16 protein-coding genes are annotated in these 16,769 nt (G+C 62.9%); 1 reads left to right on the top strand and 15 read right to left on the bottom strand.

From position 1 onward, the window contains the following. The first annotated feature begins 32 nt into the window (after positions 1-32). Positions 33-1,025, top strand: coding sequence for a LysR family transcriptional regulator (locus VGL01_RS20605; protein WP_331572627.1), 993 nt, complete (start codon positions 33-35; stop codon positions 1,023-1,025). Positions 1,026-1,089: 64 nt separating this feature from the next. Here VGL01_RS20605 and VGL01_RS20600 read toward each other — a convergent pair whose 3' ends face one another. The 15 genes from VGL01_RS20600 to VGL01_RS20530 form a co-directional block, all read right to left on the bottom strand. After that, complete coding sequence (locus tag VGL01_RS20600) at positions 1,090-1,569, bottom strand: lytic transglycosylase domain-containing protein (protein ID WP_331572625.1); 480 nt, start codon at positions 1,567-1,569, stop codon at positions 1,090-1,092. A gap of 34 nt (positions 1,570-1,603) precedes the next feature. Beyond that, on the bottom strand, positions 1,604-2,038 hold the full coding sequence (locus tag VGL01_RS20595; RefSeq protein WP_331572623.1) for a hypothetical protein: 435 nt from the start codon (positions 2,036-2,038) through the stop codon (positions 1,604-1,606). Positions 2,039-2,051: 13 nt separating this feature from the next. After that, complete coding sequence (locus VGL01_RS20590; protein WP_331572621.1) at positions 2,052-2,432, bottom strand: hypothetical protein; 381 nt, start codon at positions 2,430-2,432, stop codon at positions 2,052-2,054. A gap of 241 nt (positions 2,433-2,673) precedes the next feature. Next, positions 2,674-3,366 (bottom strand): B3/B4 domain-containing protein, encoded by a 693-nt coding sequence (locus VGL01_RS20585; RefSeq protein ID WP_331572619.1) that lies wholly within the window; start codon positions 3,364-3,366, stop codon positions 2,674-2,676. Positions 3,367-3,459: 93 nt separating this feature from the next. Beyond that, on the bottom strand, positions 3,460-3,834 hold the full coding sequence (locus tag VGL01_RS20580) for a VOC family protein (protein ID WP_331572617.1): 375 nt from the start codon (positions 3,832-3,834) through the stop codon (positions 3,460-3,462). Positions 3,835-3,954: 120 nt separating this feature from the next. Next, complete coding sequence (locus VGL01_RS20575) at positions 3,955-4,383, bottom strand: transcriptional regulator (RefSeq protein WP_331572615.1); 429 nt, start codon at positions 4,381-4,383, stop codon at positions 3,955-3,957. Between the two features lie 94 nt (positions 4,384-4,477). Continuing rightward, positions 4,478-5,251 (bottom strand): ABC transporter ATP-binding protein, encoded by a 774-nt coding sequence (locus VGL01_RS20570; RefSeq protein WP_331572613.1) that lies wholly within the window; start codon positions 5,249-5,251, stop codon positions 4,478-4,480. Beyond that, positions 5,245-6,306, bottom strand: coding sequence for an iron ABC transporter permease (locus VGL01_RS20565; protein ID WP_331572611.1), 1,062 nt, complete (start codon positions 6,304-6,306; stop codon positions 5,245-5,247). Before VGL01_RS20565 ends, VGL01_RS20570 begins: the two co-directional genes overlap by 7 nt. Next, complete coding sequence (locus tag VGL01_RS20560; RefSeq protein ID WP_331572609.1) at positions 6,303-7,517, bottom strand: ABC transporter substrate-binding protein; 1,215 nt, start codon at positions 7,515-7,517, stop codon at positions 6,303-6,305. The genes VGL01_RS20565 and VGL01_RS20560 overlap by 4 nt, the downstream gene beginning before the upstream one ends. A 33-nt stretch (positions 7,518-7,550) precedes the next feature. Continuing rightward, a complete protein-coding gene (locus VGL01_RS20555) occupies positions 7,551-8,813 on the bottom strand; it encodes an MFS transporter (protein ID WP_331572607.1) in 1,263 nt (420 codons plus the stop codon). Next, positions 8,810-10,753, bottom strand: coding sequence for an IucA/IucC family protein (locus VGL01_RS20550; RefSeq protein ID WP_331572605.1), 1,944 nt, complete (start codon positions 10,751-10,753; stop codon positions 8,810-8,812). Before VGL01_RS20550 ends, VGL01_RS20555 begins: the two co-directional genes overlap by 4 nt. A gap of 13 nt (positions 10,754-10,766) precedes the next feature. After that, the gene (locus VGL01_RS20545) at positions 10,767-11,909 is read right to left on the bottom strand and encodes an NAD/NADP octopine/nopaline dehydrogenase family protein (RefSeq protein ID WP_331572603.1); all 1,143 of its coding nucleotides are present in this window, start codon (positions 11,907-11,909) and stop codon (positions 10,767-10,769) included. A gap of 20 nt (positions 11,910-11,929) precedes the next feature. Then, a complete protein-coding gene (locus tag VGL01_RS20540; RefSeq protein ID WP_331572601.1) occupies positions 11,930-12,979 on the bottom strand; it encodes a cysteine synthase family protein in 1,050 nt (349 codons plus the stop codon). Beyond that, positions 12,966-14,405 (bottom strand): Y4yA family PLP-dependent enzyme, encoded by a 1,440-nt coding sequence (locus VGL01_RS20535; RefSeq protein WP_331572599.1) that lies wholly within the window; start codon positions 14,403-14,405, stop codon positions 12,966-12,968. Before VGL01_RS20535 ends, VGL01_RS20540 begins: the two co-directional genes overlap by 14 nt. A gap of 20 nt (positions 14,406-14,425) precedes the next feature. Next, positions 14,426-16,666: a TonB-dependent receptor gene (locus VGL01_RS20530; RefSeq protein ID WP_414720313.1), complete on the bottom strand. Its 2,241-nt coding sequence runs from the start codon at positions 16,664-16,666 to the stop codon at positions 14,426-14,428. Positions 16,667-16,769: the final 103 nt, after the last annotated feature.

Raw genomic sequence — 16,769 nt, 5'->3', positions numbered from 1 at the left:
CGTTCGGCAAATCGAATGAATACGAGCAGACCATGAAGCGCGACTACGCAGTCCAGCGGGGCACACTCGACGGGGTCGAGGCATTCGTACGTGTCGCCGAACGCCGCAGTTTTCGAGGCGCAGCGGCCGATCTCGGCGTCACCCCATCGGCCGTGAGCCAAGCCGTCCGGGCACTCGAAGCGCGCGTCGGCATCGCGCTTTTCACGCGCACGACGCGCAGCGTGGGCCTGACCGAAGCCGGTGAGCGGTTTCTCGAGCGCGCCCTGCCCGCGTTCCAGGAAATCCTTGCCGCAAGCAATGCCGCCCGCGAACTCGGCGCAAAACCGTCGGGCCTGCTTCGTATCGCGGTACCGCGCGCGGCCGTACCGCTCGTATTGCAGCCGCTTCTGGCCTCGTTCAGCGCCGCCTACCCCGATATCGCCGTCGAGATTGCCGCCAGCGAAAAGCTCGTCGATCTGGCAAAGGAAGGTTTCGATGCGGGGATACGGATGGGCGAGCTGATCGCCAACGATATGGTCGCCATCCGGCTCACGCCGCCGTTTCGATTCATCGTGGTGGGAAGTCCCGCCTATTTCACACGGCGTGGTCGCCCCCGCACACCGGCCGAGCTCGCCGCGCATTCGTGCATTCGGCTGCGGCGGTCCAACGGTGCGCTTGCCACGTGGCGGCTGAAAGAAGGGAGCGAAATGGTCGATCTGAGCGTGTCGGGCTCGTTGATCGTTCACGATTTCCCGACGATGCTGGAGGCCGCGCTAAGCGGTGCGGCGTTGGCGCAGGTGCCGGAGCCCGTCGCCGCGGAGCACTTGAGCTCGGGGCGGCTCGAAGAAGCGCTGGCCAGACACGCGCCGCTCACATCGGGTTTGTTCCTCTATTTCCCTGACAGGAAACAGGTACTGCCGAAGCTGCGTGCGTTTATCGAGCATGCGCGATCGTTCACGCAGGATCGGCAGACCGAGGCGTCCGAAACAGCGAAACCGGCGAAAACGCCGAAAGCGGGAGCACGGCGCGTGCGCTCGCGCGACTAAGACGTTGGCTCGCGGCATGCGAGTCGCGCCTCTCTGGCTCGCCCGCGTCAAAAGAGCGCCGCCGCTATTCGGAAGCGCCCCACGAAACGAGTACCGCGTGAATGTCGCGCGCATATTGATCGCGCAGGCGCGGCGTTTCGGAGTGATACGCGCCGATGGCTCGCCACGTATTGCCGTGACGCAGCATTTTCTGCTTGAGCATCCACGCGGCCACATAGACATTCACGCAGCCATTGCGCAGCGCCCCGGGCGGAACGCCATTGCGGCGCAACTCATTGAAGTGAATCGAGTTGATCTGCGCCTCTCCGATATCGACGCTGCCGTCCGTGTTGCGGTGCACGGCCTCCGGATTGCCTTTCGATTCGAACCAAACGATCGCTCGCAGGATCAGCGGATTGACGCCCTGATAAGCGCCGGCCTGCTCATAGCAGTCCGCCTCGGCGTGGACAGCGCCGTTCAATGCGACCGTGCAGGCAAGCGCGAGCGCAAGGCGCATCCATACCGAGTTTCGGCAACGGCGGCTAGCCGGTAAAAGGTTCTTCATCGCAATAGGCTCCCCTGGCGCTGGCGGCGGCGAATCATCGCGTCATGGCAACGGATACGGCGTCGGCCGCCGAACGCGCATCGTTCGCGGTCCCGCGCAATACCGCATCGAGCTTGCTGGACATCGACGCGAGGTAGGCGCGCGACTCCGGGCCGACCACCGTGCGCACGACGATCTCGGCGGGCTTGGTGGAATGAGCGCGTGCGCGCAACGCCTTTTTGGAACGATGAGTGCCGCGCGGGACGGGAGCGTCGTCCTTCAGATCCTCGACATCCTGCGCGGCCGATGTCGGCAACGACGCGAGCGGCGGCAAGGGCGGCAGCAGTTTGTCGGGATCGGCAGGCGCGACGAATTTCATGGCCGGTGCGCCCGCCGTCGTAGCGACGGGCGTAGCGTCCGTGCTGCCCGGTGCCGCGAATGTGCATTGCGAGGCGTGCAGGAGTGCAAGAGCAATCGTGAATCGCAACATGAATCGTCTCCTGTCACTCGGTCGGCTTGACCCTGACGCTATAGGGTTGGCAACTTCCCGTCGCCACGTTATCGATGCGAACGACCCCGGCGCGCTGAGGCGGGATGCCTCGTCGTACTGCCTGATCGAGGTAGCCGAAATCCTGCGCCAGCGCGGCAACGACGATCGTCGTCGGCTGCGGCTGCTTTGCGGCCACGGCGCCAACCTTGGCAAGCACCTCGCTCAATTGCGGATCGCGCGCCCCGAGCGCATCCGGTGGAATGACGAGGTCGACGACGCTCGCCGAAGCAGGCTGCGTTTTGGCGTCGGCATTGCCGGCATCTGGGCGCATTGCCTGCAACTGGGCGCAACCGGCAAAAGCGGTCACGACGAAAACGCTGGCGAGCAGTCTCAAGATTCTTCTCCACGCTAAGGAATGCCTTATCGGCAGCGCGGAGAAATGATTTAGCCCCCTAGCGTCGAAAGCCCCAACCCACTGGGCTCCCCGGTAGCGAGCAGGATCGCGGAATTCCACGAACGCTGAATAGCGTCCTCACCTTTCATCGGCGCAGAGGGTTTCGCCATTTTCATATGACAAAAGCCCAATAGCGACGGAACCGCTTCAATCGCATCGTGAAGAAAATCCGAATCGGCGTTTAAAACTCGAAAGCGGGCGATGTCTTCGTCAAGATCGCCTGCGCCTTCGGCGCAGTCCATAGCTCGCTTACCTCACGAGCCAGGACATCGAGCACCGTGCCAATGTCCGTCATCGCCGTGGCATGAAGCGCTTCGATAACGATCAATACGAGCTGGGTATCCGAACGAACCGCTGAAGCCGCGCTTTGCCGATGTGTCCAGCGTCGAGCGTGCGCGCACGCCGCCTCATCCGCAAAGATCACCTCGCCGGGCTCGGGCGACTCGAGTTCGCCGGAAAAGGACAGATAGTGTTCGTCGCCCGCCGCAAAGCGGACCTCGAGATACTGCGCAACGCGTGAGACGTCGAATACTGCGATCGGAACCGCGAACGCGAGCGAGATCGCGTTGCATAGATCGACCAGCGGATGAAGCCGCGGCAAAGCGCCGTCCTTTCGGAAACGCCGAAGCAACGATTCGGCGGCGCAGCGGTATTGCGTGGGCTTGCATCCCATCTTGGCAAAAGCCCGCCGCCAGGCCTGGATCTCCGGCCATTCGCCTTCCGCCACCTGACTCAGCCGCGACCGGGCCATCCCTTGAAACCTTGCGATGCGTCCATCGACGTCGACGCCGTCGGTGATTTCCGGCGCCAACAGCACGCCGGGAACCAGAGCGGGATGATCCTCCCAGATCTCTCGAGCATGTCGAAAATACATCGAATCGCCTCCTCTGCCGATACGGAAAGTCCGTATCGTGACGAAGGGGGCGTTGGCCGTCTTGAACGAAATTGCAGCGGGTGGCAAGTCCCGCTATTGCCCGCCGCAGTAAGCCTCGATCCGATATCCATCCGGATCGATGACAAAAGCGGCATAGTAATCCGGCGCGTAGAGATCGCGTATGCCGGGCTTGCCGTTGTCGCGTCCGCCCGCCTCCAGCGCCTGTTTATAAAATGCGTCGACACTCGCACGGTCCGGTGCGGTAAAGCAAAAATGCAGCCCGGTGCGCATATCGGGATCGACGGGGTGATCGGTGGGGGATATCCAGAACCTCGGGGAATCCGCGCCATATCCGAGCGAGTCGGCAGCCTCGCGCAAGCAGCGATACCCGAGCGCACCGAGCGCCGCGTCGTAGAACAATTTGGCCTTCGCGATATTCCGTACGCCGATAGAAACGTGGTCCAGCATTTGACGCCTCCTGAGATCGTTGGAACAGCAAAGCGATTGTCCAGCAACTGTCCGTCGAAGGCTTTGCAAAAATTGCGCCGCGCATCGTTCGTCTGCCGCCGCCATGCGGGCCCCAGGGAATCAGACGGCGCCGCGCAGCAGCGACAAAGGTATCTCCGTGCAGGGAAGCCGAGGGGCAAAGCTGTGGCGCGTCGTTTTATACGGAAAAAGAAGCTTGTCCTGCAAGATCCGCTTGCAGATATGACGGACGCAAAACGGCTCGCCTGTCTGCCAGTGCGTAACCGAGACTCTCGGGTCTCGATAGTCGAGCAGCACGCATGGCAGATAGCGAAGCTCGAGCACAGCCGCGGCGCGTAGCCGGTGATTGCCGTCCATCACGATCCCCGACTCCTTCTCGATCGGAATCGGCGTCGTCCAGTCGCCGACATTGCGAATCGCCAACGCGAGACGGCAGACGTCGCCCTCGTCGACGATCTCCGACGCCCGCAGAAACGAGACTGGCTTGAGCGCTACGCAGTATGCGGGTTCAGTGGGCATTTCGATGGTCATTCGCCCTCCGTGGTGGAATCGCCGGACCGCCGGACCGCCGGACCGCCGGATCGAACGAAAGTCGCTAAGGCGCAGGCCGTGCGTGTTCGATGCGTCACGCCACTGCCAGATCGTGCAGGGCACCATCGACGATGACGTGTCGCGCCCCCATCGAGCAGCGCTCCACGCGCGCCTCGATCCGGTACACGTCACGCAGCATCTGGCCTGTGATGACGTCTTCGCAGGGGCCGCTGGCGCGCGCAGTGCCGTCAGCGATCACGAGCACTTGATCGGCGAAGCGCAATGCCTGATTCAAATCGTGCAGCGCGATCAACACGATCATGCCCCGCGCCTTCGCAATGTTCCGGATGAAGCCGAGCACCTGAAACTGCCTGCGCATATCGAGCGCACTCGTCGGTTCGTCCATCAGCATGATTTCGGGCTCGCGCGCGAGCGTCTGGGCAATCGAAACGAGCTGACGCTGTCCGCCGCTCAACTCGTCCAGATGGCGAAACGCAAGCTCGCCGATGCCGATCGATGCCATGACGGTGTCGATCAGCGCGAGATCGTCTTCATGCACGGTCCATGTCGGCTGGCGCTGTTTGCGCGCCAGCAGCACGGATTCGTAGACAGTCAGCCGAGCGGTGGCAACCGAGTCCTGCGGCATGTAGCAGATGCCGTCCATGCCGCGACGCGACCCCTCTATCCGCACCTCGCCGGGCCCATCGACGAGCCCCGCGATGCGTTTGAACAGCGTCGATTTGCCGGCTGCATTCGGCCCCACGACCGCGATCACTTCGGAGCCCTTGAACACGGGCGTGCTGACATCGGAAAGAATCCGGCGGGCGCCGTACGCGGCGCCGACACCCTCGAGCGATAGCTTCACCATGTGTTCCTCTTGCGGCTCAGAATCAGCGAAATGAAAAACGGCACGCCGACGAGGGACGTGACCACCCCAATCGGAAAGATCGCGCCCGGCACGATGGTCTTGCTGACCACCGAGCTTGCCGAGAGCATCAACGCACCTGTCAGCACCGAGGCCGGCAGGAAAAAGCGTTGATCCTCGCCGACGAGCATGCGGGCGATATGCGGCCCGACGAGCCCGACGAAACCGATGACGCCGACGAAAGCGACCGGAAACGCCGCCAGCACGCTGACCATGACGAGCGTCTGCAAGCGCAGCCGCGGGACGTCGATCCCGAAGCTTGCCGCCTTGTCGTCGCCGAGCCGCAGCGCCGTCAATTGCCATACGCGTCGCGCGAAGATCGGCAACATGACGAGGATCGCCGCGCTGACGATGCCGAGTTTCGCCCACGTGGCCTTGGTGAGGCTGCCCATCGTCCAGAACACGACGGCGGCCACGGCCTGCTCGGTCGCCAGATACTGCACGAGCGCAAGCAGGGCATTGAAGGTGAACACGAGTGCAATGCCGAGCAGCACGATGGTTTCGGCCGTGACGCCGCGCCGCGTGCTGAGCAAATGAATCAGCATCGCCGAAACGAGTGCCATGGCGAACGCATTGAGCGGCACGATGTAGTCGACAGCCACGGGCAGCAGCTTGATGCCGAACGCCAGCCCCAGCGCGGCACCGAAACTGGCTGCCGCGGAGATGCCCAACGTGAATGGACTGGCAAGCGGATTGTTGAGGATGGTCTGCATCTGCGCACCGGCCAGCGACAAGGCAGCGCCGACGGCCACCGCCATCAAGGCCACCGGCATGCGAATCTCCCACAGCACGACGCGCAGTTGATCCGGTACCGAGGCGGGACTCAGCACGGCGCGCAACACGTCGGCGGGGCGATAGCTTGCCGGTCCGAGCGCGAGATCGCAGAGCACGCTGGCGATCAGCGCGATCGCGACGATGCCGAGCAGCAGCCGCTTGCGGCGCACGAGCCCGCGATAGGCGCTACGTTCGACCGTAGTGGGCAGGGACACCGAACTCATTGATGAAGCTCCTTCGCGGGCAGGCTGACGAAATAACCGGGTTTGTAATCGACCGGCAAAAAACGCTTATGCAATTCGCGGAATGTGGCATCGGGATCGAGGTCGGCAAAAAGCTCGGGATGAAACCATTTCGCCAGTTGCTGAATCGCCACGAAATCGTATGGGCTGTTGTAGAACTGATGCCAGATCGCATGAAACGCACGATTTCGGTTGGCGGCGGTCCCTGCATAAGCCGGTCGCGCCGTGAAATACTCGAGCTTGCGCGCGGCTTCGGTCATGTCCGCGCCCGGGCCCAGACCGATCCAGTGTCCATGCGGCACGAAGGCCTCCCAATTCGCGGTCGTCACGATCACCTGATCGGGGTTCGCGGCGACGACCTGCTCGGGGTTCAACTGACCGAACGTCGTGCGCACGATGCCGTCGGCGACGTTATGCCCGCCCGCCATTTCGACGAACTTGCCGAAGTTCTCGTTCCCGAAAGTGAGGCAACAGTCCTCCGTATAGCCGCCGATGCGTTCGATGAACACGTTCGGTCTCGCCGGACGGCGGGCGGCGATGACGTCCGTCACCCGCCGGATCTGTTCGTTGCGAAACGCGATGAATGCTTCCGCGCGCGCCTCCTTGCCGAAAAGCTTGCCGATGAGGCGCATCGTCGGCTCGGTGTTTTCGATCGGATGGTGACGAAAATCGACATACACCACGGGAATGCCCAGCGCGCTCAATTTCTCCGTGTATCGCGCATCGTCGGTCGCGCGCTTCGCCTCGATATTCATCAGAATCACATCGGGCTCGAGCGAAATGGCTTGCTCGATGTCGAAGGTGCCGTCCTCGAATCCGCCGAACGTCGGAATATCCGCGATCTTCGGGAATTTGGTCCGGTAGGCGGACCAGGTATCCGGATCCGATTGGATCAAGTCCTTGCGCCAGCCGACGATCCGCTTGATCGGATCGTCGGTATCGAGTGCTGCGACGAGATAGAGCTGACGCCCCTCGCCGAGGATCACCCGGCGCACCGGCACATGAACCTGCACCTGGCGCCCCAGCAAATCCGTGACTGTCGGCAGCGCGGGCGTACCGGAGGCCGGTACAGCCGAAGCCTCCGCGGGCTGCGCAGCCGGCTTCGATAACCACCATAACGAGAGCACGACGCAGAGCGCGGCAATTGCGACTGCGGCTATCGAGGTGCCGCGCCGTTGGCGTTTTTGTGTCATTGCGGGAAATAGCGATGAATAAACATGAACCCGTTACTGTCGGACCGAAACCCGCGCACGTGCGACAGGATGCCGATCGCGCGAGAGCACGAGGATGACAGCCACGGCGAATGCGTAGGCCGCCGCCACGAAAAAATAGGTGTATCGCAGGCCCAGGCCGTCGCTCAACCAGCCACCCAGCGCAATGCCTGTGATCGACGCGAACTGAGTCACGCTCTGCGCGATGCCGAGCACATACCCTTGATGAACCGTTCCGGCGGCGCGCGAGATCAACGACATCAGCACGGGCGTCGTCGCGCCGAGCAGCACACCCCACGCAAAATGGATCGCCACGAAAACGGCGATATGCTGCGTGAGCGCCGCGCTCAGCGTGAGGGCCATGCATGCGATGGCGACGAAGGTCATGGCGCGCAGCGCCTCGCTGCGCATCCGATTCTCGAAGTAACGGGCCCAGAGGGCGGCGGAAACGACGAATCCGAACGACAGCATGCCGTAGCACAGGCCGACGACCCAGTTGTCGGCCTTGAATGTCGAGCTCACATAAAGCGAGAACGGTGTCTGCGTGATCGTCCGACTCACGAGCAGAATGCCCACGATGCCGAGCAGGCCCGGTATTGGAGATGCGCGCCAAGGAAATGCGGCGCCCGTCCCCGCCCCGCCCGCCGGCACCGGTGCGGGGGAATCTGTCCGCGCGGGCTGCTGTGCACGCACATCCGGCAGGACGACCGCGACGGCGATGGCACAACACAAGCAAAGCAGGCCGGCGACGAAATTGATCCAGAAAAACGTCGCGTTATCGAGAATCAGCCCGCCGACGACAGCCCCCGTCAGCGAGCCGAGATTCGTCGACACCTGCAGATACGCAAAGAGCCGCGCGCGCCGCGACGGCGCAACGATACCCACCCCATAAGTCTGGGCCGGCGCAATATAGCCGGCGCACGCGCCTTGCACGAAACGCAGCGCGAGGATCGCCCAGACATCGCTCGCCCATGCCAGCGCGAGCTGCGTCAATGCGAGGCCCAGCAGCGCTCGGATCATCATGAGTTTGTGCCCGGTGCGGTCGCCGATGCGGCCCCACAACGCACTGGTCAACATGATGCCGAGCATCGGCCCGACGTAGACGGCAACACCCGCAAAGCCGAACTCGAGATTCGATGTACTGAGTGCCTTGAGACGAAGCGGCCAGAACGGGCCGCTCATCTCCATCGCACCCATGGAGACGAGTTGAATCGCGAACAGCACATGAATCAGCCGCGAAGCGCGCGGCGGTGCAAGCGAGGCACCGGCGTATGTCATCGGTCGGTCCCGCGAAGCGCCGTCATCGCATGTCGCAATGGATTGGGCAGATGATGCTGAAGCCGGTAGTCGGCGTATCTCAGCAGATGCATGCGCAAGACGGAGCGCGTCGGCCACGGGTGCTCGAGAAACGCGGCGCGCTCTGTCTCCCACAGCGTCGCATCGACTCGCGAGGCGAAGGCGTCGAACGAGCGGGCCGTTTCCTCATGGAGAATCTCCCACAAGCGCGTGGGTGCCAGCCCATACTCGCGCGTGAGCAACAGCGCCATTTCGTGCAGATGGCAGACGAAGCACGCATCGAGCACGAACGCACGCACGGGTTCGATATCGCCATCGAAAACCGTGGGCAGGATGCCGGGATGCACATAAGGCTCGAGCGTGTGCCCGCGGGCGGCCAGTAGCGGCGCGTAGGTGCGTCCGTCGCCGAAATCGCGAATCAGCAGGCGCTTCGGGGTGCCGTCAGCCGCGAACAGCACCGATGTGTTCTGCTGATGCGCCTCGAGCGCGATACCGTACAGCAGATAGATGCCGATCACCGGATGCGTGACGACATGCGCGTACTGCCTGAACCACGCTTCGACCGCTTCGATCGTTTCGGCCGTTTTCGCCGTGGCGCGTCGAGCGTCGCGCGTTTCGATCAACTCGGCCGCGAGCGGCCGGCCGTCGATCGGCGATGCGCTCAGCAAGGACGCCACCGTGACCGGCAGCAGTCCGTCCGAACGCTCGAACGCATCCTTGCTCGCGCGGAACGCGACCGACAAATGCCGTCCGGGCCTGTCCTCCTGCCGCACAGCATGCTTATAGTGAAATGCGACTTCTTCGGGAAAGATTTCGAGCGTTTGGTCGAAGCCCCGCTCGTCCGCCAGGATGCGCTGGATCAGCGTGCTGATGCGCGGCCCCATATGGATCGATTTCGCTTGCAGGCTGCGTTGCTCGCTCGTCAGCCAAAGCGCGACAGGCAGCTTGATGAACGGCACCGCACCCGGCAACCGCGGCATCATGGTGCGAAACGACATCGTCGGCCACGTCTCGATATCGGGGCCGTCGAGCATGAGTATGCCCTCCTCGATCTCGGCTGCGTATTCCTTGTGCACGAAATGTTCGAGATGCCACGCGTGAATCGGCAGCGGCAGCCACGCACGCTCGTCGAGCCCCTTCTCGTTCAAGCCGTCCTTCCAGCGCGCCCAGACCTCGGGGAAATTCTCGCCGAACCAATCGTGATAGCTCTCGACATGCGGCATCCGCTCGATATGAGCCATGTCCCCGCGCAGCGCCGCGATGCGCACTGCCACGGTGGCATTGAATTCGGGCGAAAGCGCCGCGACTTGCCGCGCATCGAGATCCGGTTTGCTCTTCCACGTGGGATAGAACGGGTGGCCCTCGAGCGCGCCCCATTGGTCAAGCAATATCGCGGCGTCGCGCACGCTCAGCTGCTTGCGAAGATAGTCGGCAAAGCCCGCGGCTGCGCTCGCATCGATGTCGGCGCGCAGATCGGCATTCCAACCGTCCCGGTGAACGCGCGCGAGTGCGTCGTTCTCGATGCTGTTGGCGATGTCGCGCGCGAGCCTGGCTACCCCCTCCTCGCTCGGCGCGAAGTCGAAGTGCGGCAGTAGCAGATCGATCAACCGTGCCGCGCTGAGAATCTCCTCGCGCGTGCCATCGACACCGATCAACGTCACGGTGCCGTGATTGACGAACGTATCGGCCAATGCGGATTCGAGATTGCTGAAGAACAGCAGCGCCCGCGTATCCCAGAGCGGCAGCCATGCACTGGGGCCAACCGGCGCGAAGACGAGTTTGTCCGTAGCAATGATTTTCTCGGCGAAAAGGCAGCGCACCACGCGCCGCAGCGCATTGCGCCGCGCCAGATTCAGCGCCGTCTCATGGCGCTCGGCATAACGGACATCGTCGGATTGCAATGGCAAAAGCGTGTTGTTCATGAAGTGTCCTGCGTCAGGCGGGCCAGGTTTCGGGAAAGTAGTCGAGCGCGGAGCCGCGTAGTCCACCCATGTAGGACACGCTCCAGCGAAAGACCTCTTCGATATGAGGCAGGCGAACGCCGAGGCGGCGGCCCATTTCCACCAGCAGCGCAAGCCCATAGGCCACGTCTTCGTGAAAGGCGCGATGCGTCCTGTCGATGACGTACCCCGGGCGATCCGACGCACGGATCAATGGAGCCTGGATGCCGTTGTATGCCCGGTTCGTGCGCAACACCGACAGCATCGTGTCGCGGTCCCGAATCTGCTGTTCATAGGCCTCGACGATCTCCTGCTTCAACGGTTTGACCGAAGAAAGCTCTACGCCCAGGCGGCGTTCGACGGTCTTGCACAGCAACTGATTCTCTTCGTCGCTGCGTTCGAGGAAATAGGCGCCGAGCTCGGGGCAATCGGTCCACCAGCAGATCGGGGCGGCAAACGTCTTGTCATGCCACTGACCGTATGGGCCGATGAGTCCATAGATCACCGAGCTGTGCATGATCGGATTGCCCGGCGTCAGCGTGATCTCGAGATAATCGTCGAGCAACTCGACAGGCGCCGCATAGAGGCGCCGCAAGTGCGCCAGCAAGGCACGGCGCGACGCATCGCTCTCGCGTGCATGCGTCGCGACATGCAGCACGCTTTTCGCGCCCCCCATGCGGACCGATTCGCCCGGCTGCAAATCGGACGCGATATGCGCGACATCCTTCATTCCCCAGATGACGACGTTGGGGCGCTCTCCGAAGGCGCGCTCGGCGAGCCAATCGAAGCCGCAGAAGCCGGGGATCGCGCCGACGTATACGGGCTTGTCCGAAGACAGATGCGGCGCGATGGCCCGCACGAGTGCCGGCCGTACATGCGCCGGTACCGTTACGATGACGATATCGGCACCCGGGAGCACCGTGGCGGGGTCACACGCGATGGCATCCAGGCGACCGAAGCATCGGCTGCCATCCGGCAGCACTGCGACGATGCCGTTCTCGAGTTCGCGAGCGCGCGCGATCGCATACTCGTTGTTCGTCAACAGCGCCACGCGCACACCGGGGATCTGCTTGAACAGTACCGCCGCGAGATGCCCGGTTCGGCCGCCGCCGCATACCACCACGTTCAGAGTGGACATGGGATTCGCTTCGCTCGCCGTCATGCGGCCTGCACCGCATGCAAACGCGGAATGTCGCGCGGCGGCTCGGCTGGATGCTCCTGTCCCAGCCAGCCATCGAGCTGGTCCCAGACCGCGGCGTCGAGCAGATTGCGCTCCCTGAGCCACGTCTCGCTGAAGATCGTGTTCAGATATTTCTCGCCGCCGTCGGCCACCGCGGCCAGCACGTTGCCGCCGATCGTTCCGCTATGGATCAGTTCGAGCGCTTTGTAGATCACACCGCCCGTCGAGCCCCCGACGAGCAACCCCGTGCGTCGCGCGATATAGCGGGCGGTCTCGAACGCTTGCGCATCGCCCACTTGCACGCCCATGTCGATGCAGCTGTAATCGAGTACGAGCCCGACCGTATCGCCGGCCGGTGTGCCGGTGCCCGATTGATAGTAGGGGTGCCCCGGCTGGCCGAAGACGATCGATCCGTCAGGCTCGACAGCGATGGTCGTGGTGCGCGGGTTGTGGACTTTGAGCCCGCGCGCGATGCCAGTCATCGAACCGCCCGTCCCGACACAGCCCACATAGGCATCCACCCCGCCCACCTCGGCGATGACTTCCCTCACGAACTCCGAATATCCGCCTGCATTGGCCGCGTTATCGGATTGATTCATGAAGACGGCGCCGGGAATCTGGCTCGCTACCTCCGCGGCCATGCGCTGGCGCTCGACCACCGCGACTTCGTCTTCGCGGTAGGTGCCTTCGACATAACGGATGTCGGCGCCCAAAGCGCGCATGACGGCAATTTTGTCGGGCGCCGCATGATGATCGACGATGGCGATGAAGCGCAGACCGAACTCGACGGCGGCGATCGCCAAGCCAATGCCCGTATTGCCGGAGGAGGACTCCACGACGACGCCACCCGGGCTCAGCCGTCCCGATTTGAGCGCGGCGACGATCATATTGCGCGCCATGCGGTCCTTGATGCTCCCACCGGGGTTGTTCTTCTCGATCTTGAGCAGCAGCCTTGCCTGCCGGGCTGGAACAGAAATGCTCAGGACAGGTGTGTTTCCGATCAGGTCGGTGACTTTATTCAAAATCATTCCGATTCTCCATTCGATCGTCAGGTGAAATGTCCATGCCGCCCGTGGCGTCAAATGCCACGGCAATCCGGCGCGGCATGGGATGGCGGTGAAATTCGTTTTCGAGCAGATCCATCTGGTAGCCGGCTGTGTTGGCATAGACCAGCAGATCCCCGGCTTGGGGTCTTCTCGAAAAATGAACGAGGCGATTCGTCAAGACGTCTTCATCGAGACAGCTGTGTCCGGCGATCCAGGCGCGCACCGGTACCGCGGTCCGCGTTTCATCGTCGGTGGGATTCACCGATACGACGATCGGGTCCACCAGGAACTCCGAGCCGAACCACGTTTCGCAAGCGCTGAAGCTGCTGCCTTCGACGAAGACGACGGCCTCGCCCGCCGCCTGCGCCTTGACACGGGTAATGCGAAAAATCGATACGGCCGTCTGGTCGGCCAGGCTTCTTCCCGGCTCGATCGCCAGCGTCAGGCCTTGCGCATTCAGATACCGTGCGATGGACATACCGTCCGTGCAGGGCGAGTCGAGCAACCGGTCCAGCCACTCGCAGGCACCGATCGGGCCGCCATAGGGATAAAACGATGCGGGGATCTTGCCGTTGCGGTAGTGACTCGGGTCCTGTGCACGAACGAACGCTTCGTACTCCTCACTATCGACGTATCCGACGGGCATTCCGCCGCCGATATCGACGATCTTCGGCACGAGGCCCATCGCGCGAGCCGCATCGACGAAATGAACGAGTTGGCGCATGGCGCTGGCCCGCGTCTCGTAACGATATCCGCCGAGATGGAAATGAAAGCCCTCGAAAGAAAATGAATTGCTTTGCAGAGCCAACCGCTTCATGCAGGCGAGCAGATCCGCCGCGTTCATACCGAAGCGGCTCGCCGGCGCTTCTTCAGGGCGATAGCGCAACAGTACGCGCGCGGGCCGGTCGGGTTCGATCTCGCGGACGATCGTTTCGAGGTCTGCCAGCTCCTCGCTCGAATCGACCGATATCAACGCTGCATTGGCGACCAATGCCATGTGAAAGACTCGTGTCTTCGCGGGGCCCGTCGCACACAACCGGGCCGGGTCGATCCCGGCGCGCAGCGCATCGCGCATTTCGTAGAGGCTCGATACGTCAACCCCGATGCCTGCGTCGACCGCCGCACGCACGAGCGCGGGCGACTTGTTGACCTTCGCGCCGTAAAGAATCTCGAAGCGCAGATCGTGCCGGCGCAGCACCGCGCGAAACGCGTCGACGTTGCGAGCCAGCGTGCCCGGTACCACGACGTTGAGTGGAGAGCCATACTGCCGCGTCATGTCGCCCAGCGCTTGCGGCGCGCCGTGCACGAGACGGTCGAGCGCCGGCGCCAAAATGGGACGCAGCGAGGCAGGTTCGAACACCTGGACGCCTTGCGTTCGGTCTTGCCGATGCGAGCGATGAGTTTGCATCCGTATTCCCATCGCCGCGATCAGAAATCCACGGTGGCGGAGGCGAACAGTGTTCGCGGTGCGCCGAGCGAGATCGTGCCGAAAGAGGCGACGCCAGACCAATACTTCCGGTTGAAGGCATTCAACACGCCGGCACGAAAGGTGGTGGTTTTACCGTGAATGGCAGTCGTATATCGCGTGCCGAAATCGACCGTCGTCCAGCCCGGTACCGACTGCGTGTTCGCCTGATTCACATACTCGCGCCCCGTGAAATTCACGCCTCCTGTGAGCGTCAAGCCCGCGACCCACGGCAGATCCCATTCGGCGCCCACATTCGCCATCCAGGTCGGTACACCCACGGGCCGATTGCCCGTCGTCGCGGCGCTGGCGGTCCTGGTCAGCTTCGCGTCGAGCAGCGTCGCGCCGCCGAGCACGCGAACGCCTCTGATCGGCTCGCCTGCTACGGTGAGCTCGAGCCCTTGATTGCGCTGCTCGCTATCGACGGTAAACACCGTCCCTGACAATTGACCACTGGGCTTCGTGATTCGAAATGCCGCGAGCGTCGCCATCACGTTCTTGAAGTCGACTTTTACGCCGACCTCGTGCTGCTTCGTCTTGTACGGCGCGAACACCTGGCCTGCGTTCGAAGCGGCAGCCGGCGCAATGTCGCCCTTGCTGAGCCCTTCGATATAGTTCGCGTAAAGCGAAACGTTCTGCACGGGTTTGAAGACGATCCCCACCAACGGCGTCACCGCACTCTTGTCGTAGGATGTCGTCTTGGCGCCAGTGGCTGCGCTGAAGTTGTCCGACTCGACTTGCTGATGGCGCACGCCGGCCGTGAGCTGGACCCGATCGTTCAAGACGCTCAGCGTATCCGCGAGCGCCACGCCCGTCAGTTGCGACGACGAGACCTTCGGCGCACTCGACGGCGAAGCGATGGCCTGAGCCGGGCTCGCGACGGGCGAATAAATGTTCGAGAGAATCGCGGTGCCGGAATTGCTCGTCTGCGCGAGACGATCCTGATAGAGACTCGCCTGCAGCGTCAGCGCATGCTTGACCGGACCCGTATCGAAGTGGGCGCGCAAGCCCGTGTCGGCGCTCCAGCGGTTGACCTGGAATTTCCAGTTCTGCGGCGTCGAGCGCGTATCGCCCGCGGCATCGATGATCGTCGGCGTCTGGTCGGACAGCCGTGCAACGTCGGTCTTGGCGCCGCCTGCATCGGCGAATACCGTCACGTTGCTGTTCACGTCGTATTCGGCACGCAACAGCGTCGACTGATCGTAGGATTTCCACCAGCCCCACGATTGCGTGACGTTGCGCCGGCCGTCGGCGGCAGACGGCACCGCGATGCCCGATGTCACGAGGAAAGGCCGTGTGGGCGCATCGATCCATTGATATTGCTCGATGACATCGAGCGTCGCCCGCAAGCGCTCGCCCTGATAATCGAGCGACAAGGCGCCGACCTCCGCGCGGGAACGCTGGTTATCGAGCGGTGTGCCGCCTTGGCGATGCAGCCCGTTGAAACGGATGCCGAACTGTCGTTCGCTGCCGAACCGCCGGCTCATATCAATATGGCCGCCCACTTGCGAATCGGAGGTGTAGTCGGCCGTGAACCGGGTGAGGTCTTTCGCGAGCGGCCGTTTCGGCACGATGTTGACGACGCCCCCGACCCCACCGTTCGGCGACATGCCGTAAAGCAGCGCCGCCGGCCCCTTGAGCACATCGACACGCTCGACGTATTCGGTGAAGACGTGATAATTCGGCACCACGCCATATACGCCGTCGAATGCGAAATCGCTCAGGTTGCCTTCGTTGACTGGAAAGCCGCGGATATAAAAGGAATCGGTCACACCGCCCGTTTGCCCAGTGAAACGAATCGATGGGTCTTTGTTCAGCGCATCGCCGAGCGTGGGCGCCTGTTGATCGTCCAGGCGCTGCGACGTGTAGTTGCTCACGCTGAACGGCGTATCCATTGCGCTTTTGTTGCCGAGCAATCCCAGCCGCCCGCCCTGGGCGATCTGCCCGCCCGCGTAGGGTTTGACCGGCTCATCCGCCACTGCGTCGGTCTTGATTACGACCGCAGGGAGCGTGTTGCGCGAATCGCTCGGGCTCGTCACCGAGTCCGCGGACGCCTGCGCGCAGGCGACGGTACCGAGGCCCGTCGCCAACAAACCGACAAAGGCCGTGCGTACCGCGATCAATAAAGGTTTGAGAGCAACGGAAGATGGAGCGGCAATCGGATAAATAGACCGAACGGCAGCGCTGCGAGGCCGAAATGACATGATTGTTCGACGGTGTTGTTGTTGAGTGTTGACGAAACGTGCTCTCGTTCGAGCTCGCTTATCGTTAACCTTAACGCAAATGAGAATGACTCGCAATATCATT

Source organism: Trinickia sp. (assembly GCF_036503415.1).
In the GTDB taxonomy this organism is placed as follows: Bacteria; Pseudomonadota; Gammaproteobacteria; order Burkholderiales; family Burkholderiaceae; genus Trinickia.
Note: the sequence above shows the minus strand (reverse complement) of the source record. Positions and strands in the feature narration are given on the sequence as shown.